Raw genomic sequence first — 19,808 nt, forward strand, 5'->3', positions numbered from 1 at the left:
TGATTGACCGTCAACCTGGCAACGGGTCGGAAATCAGCCATGTCTATCTGTCTGAGCGAACCTTTCGTTCCGTTCAGCTACTAAATAGTATTACGATTAAATTTTCAAGTGACGTTTTATCGTCTATAAATCCATTTATCGATAAAAACGAGGATTAATAGTCTTACCAATCAATCGAGATTTGTGTGATTCCCCCACCGCATCGCCAAGAAATCGGCGCTGCATAAAACAAAAAAGGTAGACCCACCATGAAACCCTCTTCACTCCTCAGCAGTTTTGGACTGTCCCTGATGATCGCCACCCTGACGGCCAACGCGGCCGGACTTACCAGCCAACACAGTTCCTTCGGCGCGACCCGCGATGGCACCGCCGTCGAGAAGTACACCTTGCGCAATAGCCAGGGTGTGGAAGCCAATGTCATCACCTACGGCGCGACCTTGCAGTCATTGCTGGTACCCGACAAAAACGGCAAGGTTGACGATGTGGTGCTGGGCTTTGACGACGTGAAGGGTTATCAAGACAACGGCACGGTCTACTTCGGCGCCACCATCGGGCGGTTTGGCAATCGCCTTGCGGGGGGTACGTTCAGCCTGGACGGCAAGACCTATCAGGTTCCGCAAAACGACAAGACCAACGCCTTGCACGGCGGCACTCAAGGTTTTGACAAGCGGGTCTGGAAGGCCGAACCCGTCGAGGGGAAGGATTGGGTGGGTGTGAAAATGACCTATGTGTCACCGGATGGCGAAATGGGCTTTCCCGGCACGCTGAAGACCGAGGTGACTTACAGCCTGAACGAGAAAAACGAGCTGGAAATCCAGTACCACGCCACCACCGACAAGCCCACCGTGCTGAACCTGACCAACCACAGTTACTTCAACCTGGCGGGCGCAGGCAACGGCGATGTGCTCAAACAAGTGGCGACCCTGCACGCGTCCCATTACACGCCCGTCAATGAGAAGTTGATCCCGACCGGCGAATTGCCAGCCGTCAGCGGTACGCCCATGGATTTTCTCAAGCCCACGCCGATCGGCAAGCACATCAAGGCTGATCACCCACAACTGAAATACGCCGAACCCAAGCAAGGCGGTTTTGATTTCAACTGGGTGCTGGACACCAAAGGGGATGTGAGCAAACTTGCGGCAGAGGTCAGCGATCCGCAATCAGGGCGGCGCTTGCAGTTGTTCACCAGCGAGCCCGGCGTGCAGCTGTACACCGGCAACTTCCTGGACGGCACCATCCATGGCAAAGCAGGCAAGGTCTATCCGCACTGGAGCGCCTTCACCCTGGAAACCCAGCACTACCCGGATGCGCCAAACCAGCCGACGTTCCCCAGCACACGGCTTGATCCGGGCCAGACCTACACCCAGACCACTGTGTTCAAGTTCCTGAAGCCGTAATCAGGATCGCCAGGTGACTCGGTAAAAGGCATTCATTCCCGAAGGTGCTTTTCCAGGCGATTGTTGAGTCGTCCGAATGGCACCTTTTCGGGAGTGAATGCCCTCCCCCCAAGGGTTCAGAAACCCGACAGTCCTATTCCCCCTTCATCGCCGCCGTCAGCTTGTCGACGTTGTAGCGGAACATCTGCGCGTAGCTAGCGGCCGGGCCATCGGCGGGCGACAGGGCTTCAACATACAGCTCGCCGCCTGGCCGCGCGCCGCTGGCGTCGGCGATCTGCTTGACCAGACGCGGGTCGCCGGAGTTTTCAAAGAAGTACGCGCTCACGTGCTCGGCCTTGATCTGACGAATCAACTTGCCGACGTCCGCCGCCGAGGGTTCCGACTCGGTGGAGAAACCCAGCGGCGACAGGAAAGTCACGCCATAGGCATCGCCGAAGTAGCCAAAGGCGTCATGGGAGGTCAGCACCTTGCGCTGTTGTACCGGGATCGACTGGATCTGCGCCCGCGCATAGGCGTCCAGCGCCTGCAACTGAGCCATGTAACGCTCGCCGTTGGCCTCATAGACGCTGGCACCTGCCGGATCGGCCTTCTTCAAGGCCGCAATAATGTTGCGCACATAGATCACCCCATTGGCCGCACTGTTCCAGGCATGGGGATCGGTGATGCGCTTGCCGTCTTCTTCCATGCTGCGGGTCTTTATGCCGTCGGACAACACCACCGGCTGACCTTTATAACCCGAGGCCTTGATCAAACGGTCCAGCCAGCCTTCCAGATGCAAGCCGCTGACGAACGCCACATCGGCCTTTTTCAAAGCCTGGGCATCCGCCGGAGTCGGCTCGTAAACATGCGGGTCGCCATTGGGCCCGATCAGCGAGGTGACATGCACCCGATCACCGCCCACGTTATGCACCATGTCGGCAATGACCGTGAACGAAGCCACCGCCTCCAGGGGTTTGGCCTGGGCCAGCACACTAAACGCAGACAGCGCCAAGGCTGCCATTGAGTTGAACAGCATCGATCTTTTCATCAGGTTCTTCCGTTTTGCCAGGGAGTTTCAGTGAGCCAAATGCGGTTTTGGAAACAATTGCCTCAGGATTCCCGTGCGACCGAACAACAGGGAAACCCCATAAAAAGCGCTGGCCGTCAGCACAATCGCCGGGCCTGACGCGACGCCCAAATGGTAAGAAACAATCAAGCCGATTAACCCCGAAAGCGTCGCCACCCCGGTGGAAATCACCACCAGCGCGCTCAGCGAAGTGGCCCAGAAACGCGCCGCCGTGGCCGGCAACATCATCATGCCCACCGCCATCAGCGTTCCCAGCGCCTGGAAACCCGCCACCAGATTGAGCACCACCAACAACAGAAACAGGACGTGATACAGCGAGCCGCGCCCGCCCACCGCCCGCAGAAAGCCGGGGTCGAAACACTCCAGCACCAAGGGCCGATAGATCAACGCCAGCAGGAGCACGGTGAAAGAAGCGATGCCGCCGACCATGTAGATTGCATCGGCATCAATGGCCAGGATGGTCCCGAAAAGCACATGCAGCAGATCAACGTTGGAGCCGTGCAGGGAGACGATCATCACCCCGGCGGCCAACGACGTGAGGTAAAAACTGGCAAAGCTCGCGTCCTCGCGCAGGGTTGTCAGGCGGCTCACCAGCCCGGAAAGCAGCGCCACCGCCAGCCCGGCGATCAACCCACCAACGCCCATGGCAGGCAACGACAGACCGAAAAATAAAAAGCCCAGCGCGGCACCCGGCAGCACCGCATGGCTCATGGCGTCGCCCACCAGACTCATGCGCCGCAGCATCAGCAGCACGCCCACGGGACCTGAACCGATACCCAACGCCAGACACGCCACCAATGCCCGACGCATGAACCCGAACTCGACAAAAGGCTCGACCAGAACGGAATACAGCATCATGCCCGGCGCTCCTGCCCGGCTTCGTCATCCAGCGCACACAACTCGGCGTCAGCGCTCCAGAACTCCGCCATATTGCGCGCCTTGCGCAGGTTCACAGCACTCAGCACCTGAGCGGTTTCGCCCCAGGCAATCGCTTCCCGCGCCATCAACAAGGTTTGGGGGAAATGCTGGCGGACCTGATCGATATCGTGCAAAACCGCGATGACCGTCCGCCCCTGGCCGTGCCAGACACGCACCAGCTCCAGCAAGTCCCGGGTCGTGCGGGCGTCAATGGCGTTGAACGGCTCATCCAGCAAAATCACCGAGGCGTCCTGCAGCAGCAACCGGGCAAACAGCACACGCTGAAATTGCCCGGCCGACAGCGAGCCGATGCTGCGCGTTTCAAAACCGTCCAGCCCCACCGCTTGCAACGACGCCTGGGTGCGCTGGGCCAGGTCACGACTCAACCCCCTGAACGGACCGATGCTGTGCCAGGCCCCCATGGCCACGGTGTCGGCCACGCTGAGGGGAAAACTGCGATCAATCTCCGCGGCCTGAGGGAGATAACCCAGGGTTTTCGCCGCCAGACGGCCGCGATCCACATGCCCGGCAGCGGGTTTCATGGTCCCGGCGATGGCCTTGATCAGCGTCGATTTGCCAGCACCGTTGGGGCCGACAATGGCCGTCAGGCTGCCCGCCTCGAAACGCCCGCTGATATGGTGCACCGCCGGACGCCGCTCGTAGGCTACGGTCAGGTCGTTCAACGCAATCGCTGCACTCATGGAATCGCCACCGCCCATACGATGGCCAGCCAGAGCAGCACCAACATGGCCAGCGCCAGCAATAGCCGTTTCCAGGCGGACTGGGACAACATTGAACCGGAGATGGACGGGACGCGGGGAGCTTTCATGGGGCAGGAACCTGCAACTATTTGTTACAGTATTACATAGCAAAAGCAGCGAGCGTTATAAAATAACATTTAACCTCCGTGCGTTGCCCCTCCCGCCTGCATCCTCGCCCGTCTCTCCGGATTGTTTCCAGCCTTTGCGACCAATGCCCTGCTGCGGCACTTGATCGAGCAGGCGCGAGCGAATACTGTACATTCAAACAGTATCGGGGTTTTCCATGCAGTTGATCGAAAAGCTCAGCATCCTCGCTGATGCCGCCAAGTACGACGCCTCCTGCGCCAGCAGCGGTGCGCCCAAGCGCAGCTCAGAGGGCAAGGCCGGGCTCGGCTCCAGCAATGGCATGGGCATTTGTCACAGCTATACACCGGACGGCCGTTGCGTCTCGTTGCTGAAAATCCTGCTGACCAACTTTTGTCTGTACGACTGCCAATACTGCGTCAATCGCCGCTCAAGCGATGTGCCCCGGGCGCGCTTCAGCCCGGCGGAGGTGGTCACCCTGACGCTGGATTTCTATCGACGCAACTGCGTGAGCGGGCTGTTTCTGAGTTCGGGCATCATTCGCTCGGCGGACTACACCATGGAACAACTGATCGAAGTCGCACGGCTGCTGCGCGAAGAGCATCATTTCCGAGGCTATATCCACCTCAAGACCATTCCGGAAGCCGACCCGCTGCTGATTGAGCAGGCGGGCCGCTATGCCGACCGCCTCAGCGTCAACATCGAGTTGCCAACGGACCTGGGCCTCAAGACCCTTGCTCCGGAAAAGGACATAGCGTCCATCAAGCAGGCCATGAAGACCATCTACACCGGGCAACAAACGATTCTCAACGAACCGCGGGCACCGCGCTTCGTGCCTGCCGGGCAAAGCACGCAAATGATAGTGGGTGCCGATGAAACCGACGACAGCACCATTCTGCAAAGTGCCGAAACCCTGTACGGCGACTTCGGCTTGCGTCGGGTGTATTACTCGGCCTTCAGCCCCATACCCAACAGCCCGAAAAGCGTCCCCCTGGCCGCCCCGCCGCTGATGCGCGAACATCGGCTGTATCAGGCTGACTTTCTGCTACGCGGCTACGGTTTTAAAGTGAACGAACTGTTCAAGGGGCCGGGGCATCTGGCGCTGGATATCGACCCGAAGCTGGCCTGGGCCTTGAACAACCGGCAGATTTTCCCGCTGGATTTGAACCGCGCCGAAGCCTCGCTGATCGCCCGCATTCCAGGGATCGGCATACGCACGACCAAGCGCCTGGTCGAGTTGCGCCTGCAGCGACGGATTCGCTATGAAGACCTGACGCGTCTGCGCTGCGTACTGGCCAAGGCCAGGCCATTCATCATCACCAGCGACTACCACCCACCGCAGGCCGAGAGCAGCAGCGAAATGCTGCACCTGCAACTGCGGGACAAACCGCAGCCTCAACAATTGGGGTTGTGGGGATGATCAGCCTGGACTGCGACAACCTGTTCGACACCTGGCGGCAGCAGGCACGCTGGCTGCTCAGCCATCAGATCGATCCCAGTCAGGTGAGCTGGTCGTCAGATACAGCGAAGGACCTGTTTGCGACCGATGAAGACTTCCCGCAACAGGCCGGTCCCTTTCAGGCACGTATCCCGTCGGCGTTGCTGGAGCTTCTGGCGAACGCCGCCTGTTATCGGGGCGAGCAACGCTGGAGTCTGTTGTATGAGGTTCTGTGGCGGGTCAGTCATGGCGATCGCACGGCCATGCTGGCCGGCGACAAATTGGGCAGCGAGCTACACCGACGCATCAAACAAGTCAGTCGCGAAGCCCATCACCTGCATGCTTTTTTACGCTTCGTGGCACTGCCGCCTCTGGAGCTGCCTGAAGAACTGTCGGCGCAAGAGCGAACACGGCTTGAGCGGCTGCGCCCCCACTATGTGGCCTGGCACGAACCCGCCCACGACATTCTGCACAGCGCCAGCCAACACTTCATCGGCCGTATGGGGCTGCATCGCTGGATGATCGCGACACCTCAAGACGGGGTTTATTTCGACGGTAAACAGTTAAGCCACGAACGTGTCTGCCCCGTAGCCTGGCAAGAACTGGCGCGCAAGCCAGACGACCCTCATGGCGAACTCTGGCTGACTTACTACCGCAATATCTTCAATCCTGCGCGACTCAACCCGAAAGTCATGCAAGGACACCTTCCGGCGCGCTTCTGGAAAAACCTCCCGGAAGGCCCTTTGATTCCTGCCTTGATCAGCGAAGCCAGAACCGGTAAACAGCGCGATGGCCAGGCCAGCCAGATCGCGGCAAAACCCGGCAAGCGTATTACACGAACCCCTGGTACTGCCAAGACAGCAGCACAGGATCAGGCCAGGCAGGTTACGGAAGAGTTGGGTTAAAGGCGCATCAACGCGATAACTTCGCAGCGCTCTACGGCGAGCCTGTATCGAATGCGGTAATGTAATGAGTTAGATACATTAGTTCACCGCCCTATCATGAGCCCCGGCTTTTATAGTCCATTGACCTTCCATGAGCCCTCCCTGTATTGCACTCAATGAATTCCACCTGCGCAAGGGTGCGCCGCCGAACCGATCACGCCATTACCCGATCGTGAAAGTTGATAGGGCACTCCGGAATCCAGCCACCCAATAAACGCATGTAATGTTCACAGAACTGACGCAACTTCAGACCTGCGACCGTGCATAGTTGAGCAAGCAGCCTTCAAGGCCGACCTCGGGCCGCGTCAACACGTTTTGCGCTTCAGCGCGATTATTATTCCCGCAGCTTCTAAATCTGGAGTAGACCAGACAACATCGGCAGTTGAAGAATATTCAGCTTTTCAACAAGATGAAGGGTGAAACCGACTAAGGAGAAAACTAAAGCGTCACCCCATCTGCTAAGCTGCCTTGCACAAACCGCGCCTAGAACCCTCAGTCAAAACGCTTCAGGATCAAGAGAATCTCAAATGGAAGGCATCGGCACCCGGCTAAAATCGGAAAGAAAAAGGCTGGATCTTTCCCAGCAGGAGCTTGGAGCTATTGGCGGTATCGAAGCCAATGCCCAAGGGCTGTATGAAAGAGGCAAGCGCTTCCCCAATGCGGGCTATCTGGGCGCAATCGCCGAGGCGGGCGTAGATGTGCTGTTTGTGATTACCGGCACACGCAAAGTCCTGGCGGTTGAAGCCGTGACAGCGGGTGACATGAAGCTGCTCACGGAGCTCGATGGTTTGCCGGACGACGTGCAGGATGACATCAAACGGCTGGTCAGCACTTTGTTCATCGCCGATGCCCAGGTTTGAAGACCTGTGCCGAGTAGCCCACCCGCTTTAAAGCGCCAGGGTTCCATCAATACAGGTTACTGCCTCGCCACCGATCCAGATGTCGTCGCCGACCCGCTCAACGTGGACCCTGCCCTGGCGACCCATGACCGTCCCCTGGCTGACAATGTAACTGTCCGGTGCCAGCCCGGCCCCAAGAAGCCATTGGGCGATTCCTGCATTCAGACTGCCGGTGACCGGGTCTTCGGGCATGCCATCCCCGGCGATAAAAGCCCGGACCTCGAACTGCGCCTCATCGCCATCCTGCACAACATCCCAGGGTGCGAAGACCCCGATCGCCAAACCGGCAAGCTGCGCATAATCAGGCGCCAGCCCCAGCACCGTGGCGCGGTCGGTAAGGCGCAGTGCCAGCCACCCGGCGCCATTGTCGACCCAGCGCGCCTCGATGATCGCCCCCTCGCCCAGCCCCATAACCACGCGTAGGCGCTCAAGCAAGACCGCTTCGACGGGGCCCGAACGCAGCAGCGGTGGGGCCTTAAAGGCAAGCTGGTTGCCTCGTCGACGAATGCGAACCAGACCGATGCCGCACTCCTGAATGATTTCTTCACCCTTGGGCTGGCCACCGCTTTCCAGCCACGCATGGCAGGTGCCCAAGGTTGGGTGCCCGGCGAATGGCAGCTCCTGCACGGTCGTGAAGATACGCACGCGGTAGTCTGCACGCGGATCGACCGGCTCAAGTAAAAAGGTGGTCTCGCTCAAATTGGTCCATCGAGCGAACGCCGCCATTCGGGCATCACTCAGCTCATCGGCGTGCAGCACCACCGCCAGGGGGTTGCCCATCAAGGTTTGTTTGCTAAAGACATCCACTTGTTTGAACTGCAAACGACTCATGTACGCCTCATTTCCAAACCCAAAGAGCGCGAGATTGGCACGAGGACCAGCAAAGGCCAAGTCTGCCTGACGCTGTCGGCGCACCCGTTTTAATTCGCCACCGACAATGTGCCTCGTCTAGTATTCCTTCGAGTTGGACGCCCCGCCGGCCCCGCGCCCGGGATTGCACACGCCATTGGAGGTTGCACATGCTCGACACCCTGTCGCCGTCCCCCGTCGAAGCCCTGCGTTCGCTACTGGCTGATAAGCGCTTTATGGTCTTGACCGGGGCCGGGATCAGCACCCCGTCGGGCATTCCTGATTATCGGGACAGCGACGGTGTGCGCCGGGGCAAGGCGCCGATGATGTTCCAGGAGTTCCTCGCTGCGCAGGACTCCCGTCGCCGTTACTGGGCGCGCGCCATGCTCGGCTGGCCACGGATTCGCTCGGCGCAACCCAACCCGGCACATCGGTCCCTGGCTGCCCTGCAGCACGCCGGGCACATCGCCGGACTGATTACCCAGAATGTCGATACCCTGCACGATCAGGCGGGCAGCAGCGACGTCATCGAGTTGCATGGCAGTCTGCATCGGGTGCTGTGCCTGGACTGCGCCCAGCGGTTTGATCGGGCGCACATCCAACAGATCATGGAAGCGGACAACCCTTATCTGGCCGGGGTCGACGCGGTTCAGGCCCCTGACGGCGATACCTTGCTGGACCCGGCTTTCGAGGCGCGCTTTCGAGTGCCCTGCTGCCCTCACTGCAACGGTGAGCGACTCAAGCCGGACGTGGTGTTCTTCGGTGAAAACGTCGCGGCACCCACTGCCGCCAAGGCGCTGGCCAGCGTTGAAGAGGCGGATGGCCTGCTGGTTGTGGGTTCATCCCTGATGGCTTACTCAGCGTTTCGTCTCTGCAAAACCGTCAGCGCCCAAGGCAAGCCGCTGGTGGCCATCAATTTTGGAAAAACCCGGGCCGACGACCTGCTGGACATGAAAATCGAGATGTCCTGTGACGTGTTGTTGCCTGAGTTGATGCAAAGAATGGGTTCGACCTAAGTCCACTGGACATTGAACAATTATCAGGGACTGTATTTAAATTCACCCACGTGATGCCAGGATTATTACGTTTTTTGTAGAAAGTGTTTTCCAGAATAACGACTACCCCCTCGCGATCATTACTTCTACCATGCGCGCCATCGCCCACTGGCCATTAACTTCAACTTCCACTTCCGGCAAGTTGAGGCGTTAAACAGGGGCGTGCAATAACGTGACTACTTGCTCGCCAACTTCCCACCAGGACAATCAAATGAATATCTCAAGGGTGCTCATCGCGATGGCATTCACAGGCGCAAGCGCTCATGCGCTGGCTTTGGAAGGCAGCACCGTGGACAACCCGGAAGGCACGCCGGTCGAAGACTACGCCTACGGAGACCACCCTGATATCGCGAAAGTACTGTCCACTTCGGACGTTCCAAATGTATGCGGCCCGGTTCTCGTCGAAATGGCGTATGAAGATTCCCACGGACAACGCCACATCATGCGTTATCAAGTTATGGGTAATGGCTGTTCCAACGGCTGATTCTCACGGGGCAACTTCAACACGATATTTATGTATTCCCGCTGCGCCAGATGTCGCTCGCCATCGCTAAAACAACCCCAGTTGCCCGCCGATCAACGTACTGAACTCATCGTCCACGAATGGCAGGATGGCGTCGGCAATCGGTTGCAGTTGCCGGGTGACATAGTGATCGTAATCAATCGGGGAGTGCTGGTTTTCCAGGGGTTCCGGTCCTGCCACCGTGATGACGTAGCTGATCCAGCCGCCATTCTGGTACTGCCGCGGACGGTTATGCAGGTCATTGAATTGGTCCGCCAGACGCGCCGCCCGTACATGGGGCGGTACGTTGCGCTCGTAGTCATCCAGCCGCCGCCGCAACCGCTTGCGGTAGACCAGCAGGTCATCAACGTCCCCCGCCAGCGTGCGGCTCACATATTGGCGCACGTAGTCCTGATACGGCTGACGATTGAAAATACGCAGGTACAGCGCCTGCTGAAACTCCCGCGCCAGAGGCGACCAATCGGTGCGCACGGTTTCCAGGCCTTTGTAGACCATCTCGTCGGTGCCGTCGGCGCGCCTGACCAACCCGGCGTAACGCTTCTTGCTGCCCTCCTCCGCACCGCGAATGGTCGGCATGAGAAACCGTTTGAAGTGGGTCTCGAACTGCAGTTCCAGCGCGCTATTCAGGCCCAGTGTGTCTTTAAGGTGCTCGCGCCACCACTCATTGACCTGACGCACCAGCGTCTGTCCGATCTGCGCCGCAGCCTGTTCGTCATGGGGGCTCTTGAGCCAGACGAAGGTGGAATCCGTGTCGCCGTAGATCACGGTGTAGCCCTGGGCTTCGATCAGTTGCCGGGTTCTTTGCATGATCTCATGGCCCCGCAGGGTAATGGACGACGCCAGCCGGGTGTCGAAGAACCGGCAACCGCTGGAGCCCAGCACCCCGTAGAACGCATTCATGATGATCTTCAGCGCTTGAGACAGCGGCTGGTTGTGTTCACGCTTGGCGGTTTCCCGGCCCTGCCAGACCCGCTCGACAATGGCCGGCAAACAATGCCGCGTGCGGGAAAAGCGTGCCCCACGAAAGCCCGGCACCGACGCCTCATCGTCGGGGTGTCGCAAGCCTTCCACCAGACCCACGGGGTCAATCAGGAACGTACGAATAATCGACGGATACAGGCTTTTGTAGTCCAGAACCAGCACCGACTCATAGAGGCCCGGCTGTGAGTCCATCACAAACCCGCCGGGACTTGCCTCGGGCATGCGCTCGCCCAGGTTCGGTGCCACGAAACCCTGGCGGTGCATCAACGGAATGTACAAATGGCAGAATGCAGCCACCGATCCGCCACTGCGGTCCGCCGGCAGCCCGGTCACGGATGCCCGCTCCAGCAGAAACGTCAGCAACTGGGTCTTGGCAAAAATGCGCGTAACCAGTTCGCAGTCCTTGAGGTTATAGCGGGCCAGCGCTGGCTTGTCCTCAGCGAACATGCGGTTGATTTCGTCCATGCGCTGGTACGGCGTGCTGATGGCTTTACCCTCACCCAGCAGTGTCTGGGCGACATTTTCCAGGCTGAATGACGGGAAGCTCCAGGTGGCCGAGCGCAGCGCTTCGATGCCGTCGATGATCAGGCGGCCGCTGGCATCGGCAAAAAAATGATTATTGCGTGAACCGTGCTCGCGCCAGCCCATGGCCTCCCCGCCACGCCCCAGGCGCAAGGGCACCTGAAGACGCTGGGCGTGTTCATGGAGCACCCGCAGATCGAATTGCACGACATTCCAGCCGATGATCGCGTCGGGATCGTGGCGCTCCAGCCATTGATTGAGCCTTTCCAGCAACAGCTTGCGGGTGTCGCAATACTCAAGTTCAAAATCCACACCGCTGTCATCACCATTGGCGGGCCCCAGCATATACACCTGCCGCTCACCACAGCCCTGGAGCGCAATGGAGTACAGCTCGCCCTTCTCGGTGGTTTCGATGTCCAGGGACACGAGGCGTAAATCAGGCCGGTATTGTGTGGCGGGTTTGATCTGCGCTTCGCACAGCGTGCCGTTGCCATCCGCCACGCCGCTGAATTGCACGCCGGCCGTGATGAATCGCTCCATCAGGTAACGCTCGGGCGGTCGGATATCGGCTTCATAGACATCGACGCCCCCCTTGCGCAGCAGCTTTTCGAGGCTCATCAACTGGCGGTGCTGCTGGCAGTAAAGGCCCAGCACCGGTCGATGGCGAAAATCGCAAAGGCTCAATGGCCGCAGTTCGACATCCCGCTCGCTGCGCAGTACCGCTTCGGCCCGCTCACGGTGTTCGGCGGGTATGAACGCCACGCTGGGCTGGCAAGGCAAACGGATATGCCGAGGACCGTTGTCGGTCGCCAGCCAGAACTCGACTTCGGTGCCGTCAGGCGTGTCGCGCCAGTGTCGGCTCAGGATAAAGCCCTGTTGTACGTCCACCACCGCAAACCTCTCAACCGCAATCAGGGCGTGATTCTACTTGGCTGACCAGAAAAAAGATCACCGGTCAGCGACACCTGCGAAAACGCTGCTATTCCTTCCTTTGGAGCAGTCGTTTCAGCGCACGGCGACGTCGCTGGGACAGACGCGCGTCGGTCATCACGGCGCCAGCCGGATGCGTAGACAACCCAGGTGCCGACCTTCTCAGGAGGTGCCCCATGCTGTTTATCGTCAAATGGTCCGTCAATTCCGAAAACCGTAACCGCGCCATCGAGCGCTTCCTCAAGACCGGTGCCGTGCCGCCTGCAGGCGTTACCTTGCTCGGTCGTTGGCATGCCGTGGGCGGCATGACCGGCTTTGGTATCGCAGAATCCGCAGACATCACCCTGATCCAGACATGGGTACTGCAATGGAGCGATCTGCTGACTATGGACGTGCATCCCGCCCTGACGGATGACCAGGCCGCCCCGCTGCTCGCTGCCACGCTCGGACAATAACCATCCACACGGCCGCCGCCGGGTGCGGGCGTACTGCACTGCATGCCAGGCGGCCCCTTGAGAGGAGGACACGCCATGGATGAGGCAAAACTTAACGACTTCATGGGCAAACTGGTCTACGACATGGGCGCAGCGGCCATCGTTGCCAATGTGATACTGGGTGAAGAACTCGGCCTTTATCAGGCCTTGGCCGACGGCCAGTTCGTCACGCCGCAAACCCTGGCCGACAAGACTGGCTGCAATGCGCGCCTGATACGTGAATGGCTCAGCGCCCAAGCGGCATCAGGCTACGTTGAGCATTATGACGGACAGTTTCGGTTGCCTGAAGAACAGGCTCTGGTGCTTGGAAACGAAGATTCCCCGGTTTATATGACCGGTGGTGCCGCCGTGGTCGCGGCGCTGTTCCATGACAAGGACAAAATGGTCGCCGCCATGCGTGGCGATGGTGCGTTGCCCTGGGGTGACCACCATCCTTGCATGTTCAGCGGCACCGAGCGCTTTTTCAGGCCGGGTTACCGCGCGCACCTGGTGGCCGACTGGCTGCCCGCGCTGGACGGCGTTGTGGAAAAACTCAAGGCCGGAGCAAGCGTCGCGGATATCGGCTGCGGCCACGGTGCCTCGACCGTGGTCATGGCCCAGGCGTTTCCCGGCTCTCGATTCATCGGCTTCGACTATCACGCCCCCTCCATCGACACCGCGACCCAGCGTGCCGAACAAGCCGGCGTCGGTGATCGAACCCGCTTCCAGAAAGCTTCCGCGAAGGATTTTCCCAGCAACGATTACGATCTGATCTGCTACTTCGATTGCCTGCACGACATGGGTGATCCGGTCGGCGCGGCCCGGCATGCTTATGAAACGCTGGCACAGGACGGCACCGTGCTGCTGGTGGAACCGTTTGCCCAGGACACGCTGGATGAAAACCTGACGCCGGTGGGACGTTTGTACTACGCCGCGTCGACCTTCATCTGTACGCCGAACTCCCTTTCTCAGGAAGTTGGCTTGGGTCTCGGCGCCCAGGCGGGCGAAGCGCGACTGCGGGATGTGCTGACACAGGCAGGGTTCAGTCACGTACACCGGGCCGCTGAAACACCGTTCAACCTGATTATCGAAGCCCGTAAGTAGTTGAGGCTACCCACGCTGCGGGACGCCTGTTGCTACGGCGTCCCGCAGCAACAGTCAAATGGCCGTGATTACGCGATATAGTCGAGCCCTTCGTTGTTCACCCGTACGCAGGATTCCTCATGTCAGCAGACGCTCGATTCAGACAAACCGCCGAGGCGCTGGGTTACAGCTTCGAGGGCGAAATCAAGATTGGCGGCAACTACGTTTCCGTGGTTCGTCATCAGAATGAACTGTATATCAGCGGCCAGATACCCAGGGTGGGTGACACGGTTGTGGTGACGGGCCGGGCCGGTACCGACGCGACGCTCGCCCAGGCACAACTGGCGGCAAAAATCTGCGCCATGCGCGCCTTGGCGCTGTTGCAGCGCAGCCTGGGGTCGCTGGATGAGGTCAAACGCCTGTTGCGCATGACGCTGTATGTACAATGCAGCGAAGACTTTACCCAGCAAAGCGAAGTAGCCGACGGCGCGTCCGATGTGCTCTTTTTCGTGCTGGGCGAGGCCGGTGCCCACACCCGCAGTTCAATCGGCGTTTACCAGCTGCCGAAGAATGCCACGGTAGAACTCGACCTGATCGCGGCGGTTTAGCGCATGTTCACGGTTTTACGCCTGCAACCGCACCATGCAATCGCTTACCGCCAACTGATGTTGAACGCTTACGCCCTGCATCCTGAAGCCTTTACATCCTCGGCCAGCGAACGTGCCGACTTGCCGCTCGACTGGTGGCAGGCACGGTTATCGCCGGATGAGCAGGCCTCTGAGGTCGTGTTCGGTGCGCTGGAACAGGACCAGATCGTGGGCGTTGTCGGTATCGGGTTCAACACTCGAAGCAAAGCCCGCCACAAGACAAGCCTGTTCGGCATGTATGTCGCCGGTCCGCATCAAGCCCATGGCGTGGGCCGCGCGCTGTTGGAGACGGCGCTGGCGTATGCCGCCACTCGGCCTCGTACACGACTGGTTCAATTGACGGTGAGCGAGAACAACGCGGCGGCTATGAGGCTATACACACGGCTGGGGTTCGAGCGCTTTGGTCTGGAGCCCTTTGCCATGTCGCTGGATGGCCAGTTCATTGCCAAAGTCCACCTGTGGCGCATGCTTCCTGGCCATGAGTTACCCGATCAGTCAACGCACGAGGCGAGCGCATGAAATCGCCAGACTGCCGGGTTGGTGCCTGCGGTTCTGGTGAACATGTGGGAGAAATGTGCCTGATCGAAGAAGCCGCATTCAGCGCTGATTTGCGTGAGCGTCAACCGGGAGCCCGATATGAGCTTCTTGGCCTGGGCAATGCGCTGGTGACGAATCCAGTCCTGGGGGGACATCCCGGTGCTGCGCTTGAACGCCCGGGAAAAATGACTTCGTGACAGAGAACACGACTGGGCAAGCTGCGGAACGGATATTTTCCTGCTCAGGTCAGCCAGAATCTGCTGCTTTACCCGTTCCAGTCGCCAGGGTGCCAGGCCGCCCGTAACCTCAGGCTGCCCCTCGCCCGCCGCGGTGTGAGCGGCGCTGCTGGTGTTATCGACGTGTGTTTGCATGAGTGTGGTCCGCTGCCAGGATATCCCTGGATATCTTGGCAGTCGTCCCTGTTCAGACAAGACGCCTGAAAGGAGCGTAACGGACAATACGATGCTCTACAGAGACATCCGCCCCTAGCCGAACTGCTGCCGATACTGGGTTGGCGTCAGCCCCAGCCGCTCGCTGAACAGGTGACTCATGTGCCGCACACTGCCGAAGCCGCTACGGTGCGCAACGGTCTTGAGGGGTAATGTGGTGGTTTCCAGCAGGCTGCGGGCGTTGTCGATCCGGGCACTCTGAATGAACTCCATGGGCGTCATCTTCACCTCACGGACAAACACACGGGAAAAGTGTCGCGCACTCATCGAGGCCATCGCTGCCATTCGCTCGATGGTGAATTCCTCTTCCAGGTGATCAAGCAGGTAGTTCTGTACCCGAGTCACCGGGGTTTCCTGAGTCGCGACAGCGGCCACCAACGGGCTGAACTGTGCCTGTCCGCCTTGGCGCGTCATCACCACCAGCAGCACTTTGGCGACGTCGAGTGCGACTTTTCTGCCATGGTCTTGAGCAACAATGGCCAGCGCCAGATCGATACCTGCGGTGACGCCGCCCGACGTGAGCAACCGGCGATCCTTGATGTAGATCTCGTCGGTGGTGACCTTCGCGGCCGGAAAGCCACTGATCAGCCGTTCGGTGTAATGCCAGTGGGTAGTCACGCGATGCCCGTCCAGCAAGCCAGCATGGCCCAGAATGAACGCGCCGGTGCAAATCGAACCATACAGGCCTGATTGCTGAGCCGCCTCGGTCAACCACGTAAACAGCGCCGGAATTCTATCGTTGTAGGCCCCCGGGCCGCCGGGCACGAGTAACAGATCGTAGCTTTTCGGTGCCTCAGTGAGGCACAGGTCCGGTTGCACCGAAACGCCATTGGAAGCACGAATGGCCGATGCCTGTGTGCCGATCGTCAACAGACGGTAATGGTGTTCCGCGTGCAGGTAACGGTTGGCAATGGAAAACACCTCGACAGGGCCAGCCATATCCAGGAGCAGGAAATCGGGAAACACTACGATTGCAACGGTTTTCATGGTTTCTTGATCGCTTGAAACTGACCGGAAGCGGGATCGGCACATCCGATCGCCGCTCAGGATGATGGATTTAGCTCGACCACCCAACCCCCGCGCCGCATTTTAGCTCAGCGACTTGCAGCACACGCCTGACTTTTCGTCGCGCATTGAACCCGGCCCTGCAAGCCCGGACCTCGCCGCTTCAGTCCTCCAGTGCCTTGGGCACGCTGCCTTTGGTTGGCTTGCCGGGCTTCGCGGTCTTGGCGGGCGCTGCGTCGGGTTCAGTTGCCGACGTGGCCGGAGCCGCAAAGTTTTTCTCCTCGGCGGGAAGCTGGTCAATGGCGCTGAAAATCTCCTTGGGCCCCACAGGCCCAAGCCTGTCCATCTTCTTCTCGCCGTCCTTGCCCACGAGAATCACCTTGGTGCCGGTGCTTGCCCCCAGCTTGAGCCCGCGAATCAGTGCCATGGTGGCTTGCGCATCCAGGTTCTGGCCGTCGCGCTGGCCAATGGTATTGACCACGGTGTAAAGCACCATATTGCGCTCGGCAAATGCCTTCTGGTTTTCGGGCTCGGCCAGGGCTTTTTTCAGGTTCACCAGCGTCGGGTCCACGGTGCTTGGCGCAATGATGATCAATGGCCGGTTCCGACCAAGCTCCTGAGCCAAGGGTGTGTCGCCGTCTGCGGCGAGCAAGGGGCCCGCGCAAGCCAGCAACGAGGCGATGGTCAGTGATCGGATAAACATAAGCAGCTCCTTTCAAATCCGTGCGTTGAGAATAAACGCGGAGGTTTTGACGCACTTTCTGATGTTTTGTTCTAAACCGGTATAGCTCAATCACCTCCTCGGCCATCGCCTTTTTGCCCTGTCTACGATAAACAGCCGCACATTACACGGGACGTTTATTGCCGCGCATTGCGGATTAAAACAGCATCTCATGCTAACTGATGCCCGACAGAGGGTTCTGAAAGGGCAACGTCCCACAGCCTTTATCTGTATATCCATACAGATAAAGGTTGCTCAAAATCGCTTCACTGCCCATGCTATGAACCTTCGAAAATCGCGAACGCGACGGTGGTTATGCGGCTGTTTCTGTGTGAAAAACCTTCCCAGGCAAAAGACATCGCGGCTGTGCTCGGCGCTGGCCGGCGTGGCGATGGCTGCTGGGTGGGGCCGAATGCAACGGTGACCTGGTGCATTGGCCACCTGCTGGAAACCGCACCGCCGGACGCCTACGACGCGCGCTACAAACGTTGGGTGCTCGACGACCTGCCCATCATTCCGGACAAATGGAAAATGCTGGTCAAGCCTCGCACCGCCAGCCAGTACAAGGCCGTCAAGCGATTGCTGGGGGAAGCCTCGGAACTGGTCATTGCGACGGACGCTGATCGTGAAGGCGAAATGATTGCCCGTGAACTGGTGGATCACTGCCGCTATCGCGGGCCGATCCAGCGCCTCTGGCTGTCGGCACTGGACGACGCCTCCATTCGTAAAGCCCTGGCTGCGCTCAAGCCCGGCGCGGAAACATTCAGCCTGTACCACTCGGCACTGGGGCGCTCCCGGGCAGACTGGCTGATCGGGATGAACATGAGCCGTTTGTTCACGTTACTCGGCCGCCAGTCAGGCTATCAGGGTGTCTTGCCCGTGGGCCGGGTACAAACGCCCACCTTGCGCCTTGTGGTGGATCGGGACCGCAGCATTGCCGATTTCGTACCGGTTGCCTTCTGGGCCATCGATGTCCAGTTGGAGCATCAAGGCCAGACCTTCACGGCGCAATGGCGTGCCAACCCGGACGTTTGCGACGACCAGGACCGCTGCCTCAACCAGGCAGTGGCGATACAGGCCGCCGCCAGCATGAGTCAGGCGACCAGCGCCCGCCTGATCAAACTGCGCACCGAACGGGTCCGTGAAGCGGCGCCCCTGCCCTTCGACCTGGGGACATTGCAGGAAATCTGCTCGAAAAAGCTCGGCCTCGGCGCTCAGGAAACCCTGGATATAGCCCAGGCGCTGTATGAAACCCATAAAGTGATCACCTATCCGCGCAGCGACTGCGGCTACCTGCCCATGAGCCAGCACGGCGAAGCTACGGCTATTCTCGCGGCACTGGGCCGCGCCGATCCTGCCTTGAGCCCGTTGCTGCCGCATCTGGACCCGTCTCGACGCTCGCGGGCCTGGAACGACGCCAAGGTCAGCGCACACCACGGCATCATTCCTACTGCCGCCATCAAGGACCTCAGTCGGCTGGTGGGAAAACAACGAGCGGTCTACACCCTGATTCGTGCGCGTTACCTGGCCCAGTTTCTCCCCAACCACGAGTACGACCGTACCCAGGCTGACTTCGATTGCGCCGGGGAGGCCCTGCGTGCGGTGGGCAAACAGATCGTCGAACCCGGCTGGAAGCGCGCCTTGCCCGAAGCGTTGACACCTGCAAAAGGCCGGGAGGCGCCCGCTCCGCAACCCTTGCCAGCGTTGACTCAGGGCTGCGATTACGCCGTAGCCGGTGTCCATCTCAAGGACCTCTGGACACAGCCGCCCAAGCCCTTTACCGAGGGCGACCTGATCAAGGCAATGAAAAACGTCGCCCGGCTGGTTGAAGATCCGCTGCTCAAGCAGAAGCTCAAGGACACCACGGGCATTGGCACCGAGGCGACCCGCGCCGGCATTATCCAGGGGTTGCTCGACCGGGGTTATCTGACCAAACACGGCAAGGCACTGGCCGCCACTGCGGCGGCTTTCGGGCTGATCGATGCAGTGCCTCGGGCTATCGCGGACCCCGGCACCACGGCCATATGGGAACAAGCACTGGACATGGTGCAAAGCGGTGAAATGAGCCTCGAAGAGTTCGTTGCCAAACAGAGCGCATGGATGAGCAAGCAAGTGGCACGTTGCGTGGGCCTGCGCCTGACCATCAAAGGTCCTGCAAGCCCGCCAGCCGGCGCAGCACCGTGGAAAAACAAACGCAAGACCGGTAAACGCAAGCCGCCAGCCACATCGCCGGTTAAAAAACGACGTGTCGCCGGGGCTGCCAGCAAGACCTGAATCAGGAGTAGGATGCGAGTGTGTTCAATCACTTGCATGGAGTTGACGTTCACTCGAATCGCCAGTTCAATGGCTGGCCATGATGCTTACAACCCTTCAAGACAGCCTCTCCAAAGGACGAGGAGAACGATTTTCCTGGTGTCGTCTGCCAGCCTTTATCGCGGTGATGGCCCTGGCCCCCCGATGAGCTGACAGCAACGCCTGTAGCCCGCCCGGCCAGCGGCGAAAAAAAACACACGCGCCGGGCAATCA

At 59.7% G+C, this 19,808-nt stretch carries 20 protein-coding genes; 11 read left to right on the forward strand and 9 right to left on the reverse strand.

The features are described 5' to 3' along the window. The first annotated feature begins 248 nt into the window (after window positions 1-248). Entirely contained in the window at window positions 249-1,397 is a 1,149-nt protein-coding gene (locus tag ACP7B0_RS04260) for an aldose epimerase family protein (RefSeq protein ID WP_426139658.1), read from the forward strand. 133 nt (window positions 1,398-1,530) lie between these two features. Here the strand turns inward: ACP7B0_RS04260 and ACP7B0_RS04265 are convergent, their stop codons facing one another. From ACP7B0_RS04265 to ACP7B0_RS04280, 4 genes are read right to left on the reverse strand one after another with little or no spacing between them, the layout of a single operon-like run. Continuing rightward, a complete protein-coding gene (locus ACP7B0_RS04265) occupies window positions 1,531-2,412 on the reverse strand; it encodes a metal ABC transporter substrate-binding protein (protein ID WP_426140067.1) in 882 nt (293 codons plus the stop codon). A gap of 39 nt (window positions 2,413-2,451) precedes the next feature. Then, entirely contained in the window at window positions 2,452-3,321 is an 870-nt protein-coding gene (locus tag ACP7B0_RS04270; protein ID WP_426139659.1) for a metal ABC transporter permease, read from the reverse strand. Continuing rightward, window positions 3,318-4,082: a zinc ABC transporter ATP-binding protein AztA gene (gene aztA / locus ACP7B0_RS04275; protein WP_426139660.1), complete on the reverse strand. Its 765-nt coding sequence runs from the start codon at window positions 4,080-4,082 to the stop codon at window positions 3,318-3,320. Before aztA ends, ACP7B0_RS04270 begins: the two co-directional genes overlap by 4 nt. Next, the gene (locus ACP7B0_RS04280; protein ID WP_426139661.1) at window positions 4,079-4,210 is read right to left on the reverse strand and encodes a hypothetical protein; all 132 of its coding nucleotides are present in this window, start codon (window positions 4,208-4,210) and stop codon (window positions 4,079-4,081) included. The genes aztA and ACP7B0_RS04280 overlap by 4 nt, the downstream gene beginning before the upstream one ends. Before the next feature lie 215 nt (window positions 4,211-4,425). Between ACP7B0_RS04280 and ACP7B0_RS04285 the strand changes: the two genes are divergently transcribed. From ACP7B0_RS04285 to ACP7B0_RS04295, 3 genes are all read left to right on the forward strand, one after another. Then, window positions 4,426-5,646 (forward strand): putative DNA modification/repair radical SAM protein, encoded by a 1,221-nt coding sequence (locus tag ACP7B0_RS04285; protein WP_426139662.1) that lies wholly within the window; start codon window positions 4,426-4,428, stop codon window positions 5,644-5,646. Then, window positions 5,643-6,569: a TIGR03915 family putative DNA repair protein gene (locus ACP7B0_RS04290; RefSeq protein WP_426139663.1), complete on the forward strand. Its 927-nt coding sequence runs from the start codon at window positions 5,643-5,645 to the stop codon at window positions 6,567-6,569. The genes ACP7B0_RS04285 and ACP7B0_RS04290 overlap by 4 nt, the downstream gene beginning before the upstream one ends. 566 nt (window positions 6,570-7,135) lie before the next feature. Continuing rightward, window positions 7,136-7,468 (forward strand): helix-turn-helix domain-containing protein, encoded by a 333-nt coding sequence (locus ACP7B0_RS04295; protein WP_426139664.1) that lies wholly within the window; start codon window positions 7,136-7,138, stop codon window positions 7,466-7,468. 27 nt (window positions 7,469-7,495) lie between these two features. Here the strand turns inward: ACP7B0_RS04295 and ACP7B0_RS04300 are convergent, their stop codons facing one another. Further along, window positions 7,496-8,338 carry a PhzF family phenazine biosynthesis protein gene (locus ACP7B0_RS04300; protein WP_426139665.1) on the reverse strand — a complete coding sequence of 281 codons (843 nt, stop codon included), beginning with the start codon at window positions 8,336-8,338 and terminating at the stop codon, window positions 7,496-7,498. A 188-nt stretch (window positions 8,339-8,526) separates the two neighbouring features. On the opposite strand from ACP7B0_RS04300, the gene ACP7B0_RS04305 reads away from it, so the two are divergent. After that, entirely contained in the window at window positions 8,527-9,372 is an 846-nt protein-coding gene (locus tag ACP7B0_RS04305; protein ID WP_426139666.1) for an NAD-dependent protein deacetylase, read from the forward strand. Between the two features lie 256 nt (window positions 9,373-9,628). Beyond that, entirely contained in the window at window positions 9,629-9,895 is a 267-nt protein-coding gene (locus ACP7B0_RS04310) for a DUF2790 domain-containing protein (RefSeq protein WP_426140068.1), read from the forward strand. A gap of 66 nt (window positions 9,896-9,961) precedes the next feature. Here the strand turns inward: ACP7B0_RS04310 and ACP7B0_RS04315 are convergent, their stop codons facing one another. Next, on the reverse strand, window positions 9,962-12,325 hold the full coding sequence (locus tag ACP7B0_RS04315) for a DNA polymerase II (RefSeq protein ID WP_426139667.1): 2,364 nt from the start codon (window positions 12,323-12,325) through the stop codon (window positions 9,962-9,964). Window positions 12,326-12,543: 218 nt separating this feature from the next. Here ACP7B0_RS04315 and ACP7B0_RS04320 point away from each other — a divergent pair, with 218 nt between their 5' ends. The 4 genes from ACP7B0_RS04320 to ACP7B0_RS04335 all read left to right on the forward strand — a co-directional run bounded on the left by ACP7B0_RS04320 (window position 12,544) and on the right by ACP7B0_RS04335 (window position 15,089). Further along, window positions 12,544-12,822, forward strand: coding sequence for a DUF3303 domain-containing protein (locus tag ACP7B0_RS04320; protein WP_426139668.1), 279 nt, complete (start codon window positions 12,544-12,546; stop codon window positions 12,820-12,822). A gap of 75 nt (window positions 12,823-12,897) precedes the next feature. Further along, window positions 12,898-13,944, forward strand: coding sequence for a class I SAM-dependent methyltransferase (locus tag ACP7B0_RS04325; protein ID WP_426139669.1), 1,047 nt, complete (start codon window positions 12,898-12,900; stop codon window positions 13,942-13,944). Window positions 13,945-14,063: 119 nt separating this feature from the next. Further along, window positions 14,064-14,531, forward strand: a complete 468-nt coding sequence (locus tag ACP7B0_RS04330; protein ID WP_426139670.1) for a RidA family protein — start codon at window positions 14,064-14,066, stop codon at window positions 14,529-14,531. Between the two features lie 3 nt (window positions 14,532-14,534). Next, window positions 14,535-15,089: a GNAT family N-acetyltransferase gene (locus ACP7B0_RS04335; RefSeq protein WP_426139671.1), complete on the forward strand. Its 555-nt coding sequence runs from the start codon at window positions 14,535-14,537 to the stop codon at window positions 15,087-15,089. Here ACP7B0_RS04335 and ACP7B0_RS04340 read toward each other — a convergent pair. The 3 genes from ACP7B0_RS04340 to ACP7B0_RS04350 all read right to left on the reverse strand — a co-directional run bounded on the left by ACP7B0_RS04340 (window position 15,062) and on the right by ACP7B0_RS04350 (window position 17,264). Further along, window positions 15,062-15,478 (reverse strand): helix-turn-helix domain-containing protein, encoded by a 417-nt coding sequence (locus tag ACP7B0_RS04340; RefSeq protein WP_426139672.1) that lies wholly within the window; start codon window positions 15,476-15,478, stop codon window positions 15,062-15,064. The two genes, ACP7B0_RS04335 and ACP7B0_RS04340, sit on opposite strands and share 28 nt — an antisense overlap. A gap of 114 nt (window positions 15,479-15,592) precedes the next feature. Further along, on the reverse strand, window positions 15,593-16,543 hold the full coding sequence (locus ACP7B0_RS04345) for a GlxA family transcriptional regulator (protein WP_426139673.1): 951 nt from the start codon (window positions 16,541-16,543) through the stop codon (window positions 15,593-15,595). A 181-nt stretch (window positions 16,544-16,724) separates the two neighbouring features. Beyond that, window positions 16,725-17,264, reverse strand: a complete 540-nt coding sequence (locus tag ACP7B0_RS04350) for a DUF4174 domain-containing protein (protein WP_426139674.1) — start codon at window positions 17,262-17,264, stop codon at window positions 16,725-16,727. A gap of 333 nt (window positions 17,265-17,597) precedes the next feature. Here ACP7B0_RS04350 and ACP7B0_RS04355 point away from each other — a divergent pair, with 333 nt between their 5' ends. Continuing rightward, window positions 17,598-19,556 (forward strand): DNA topoisomerase III, encoded by a 1,959-nt coding sequence (locus ACP7B0_RS04355; protein WP_426139675.1) that lies wholly within the window; start codon window positions 17,598-17,600, stop codon window positions 19,554-19,556. Window positions 19,557-19,808: the final 252 nt, after the last annotated feature.

The organism is Pseudomonas sp. DWP3-1-2, assembly GCF_049896285.1.
In the GTDB taxonomy this organism is placed as follows: domain Bacteria; phylum Pseudomonadota; class Gammaproteobacteria; order Pseudomonadales; family Pseudomonadaceae; genus Aquipseudomonas.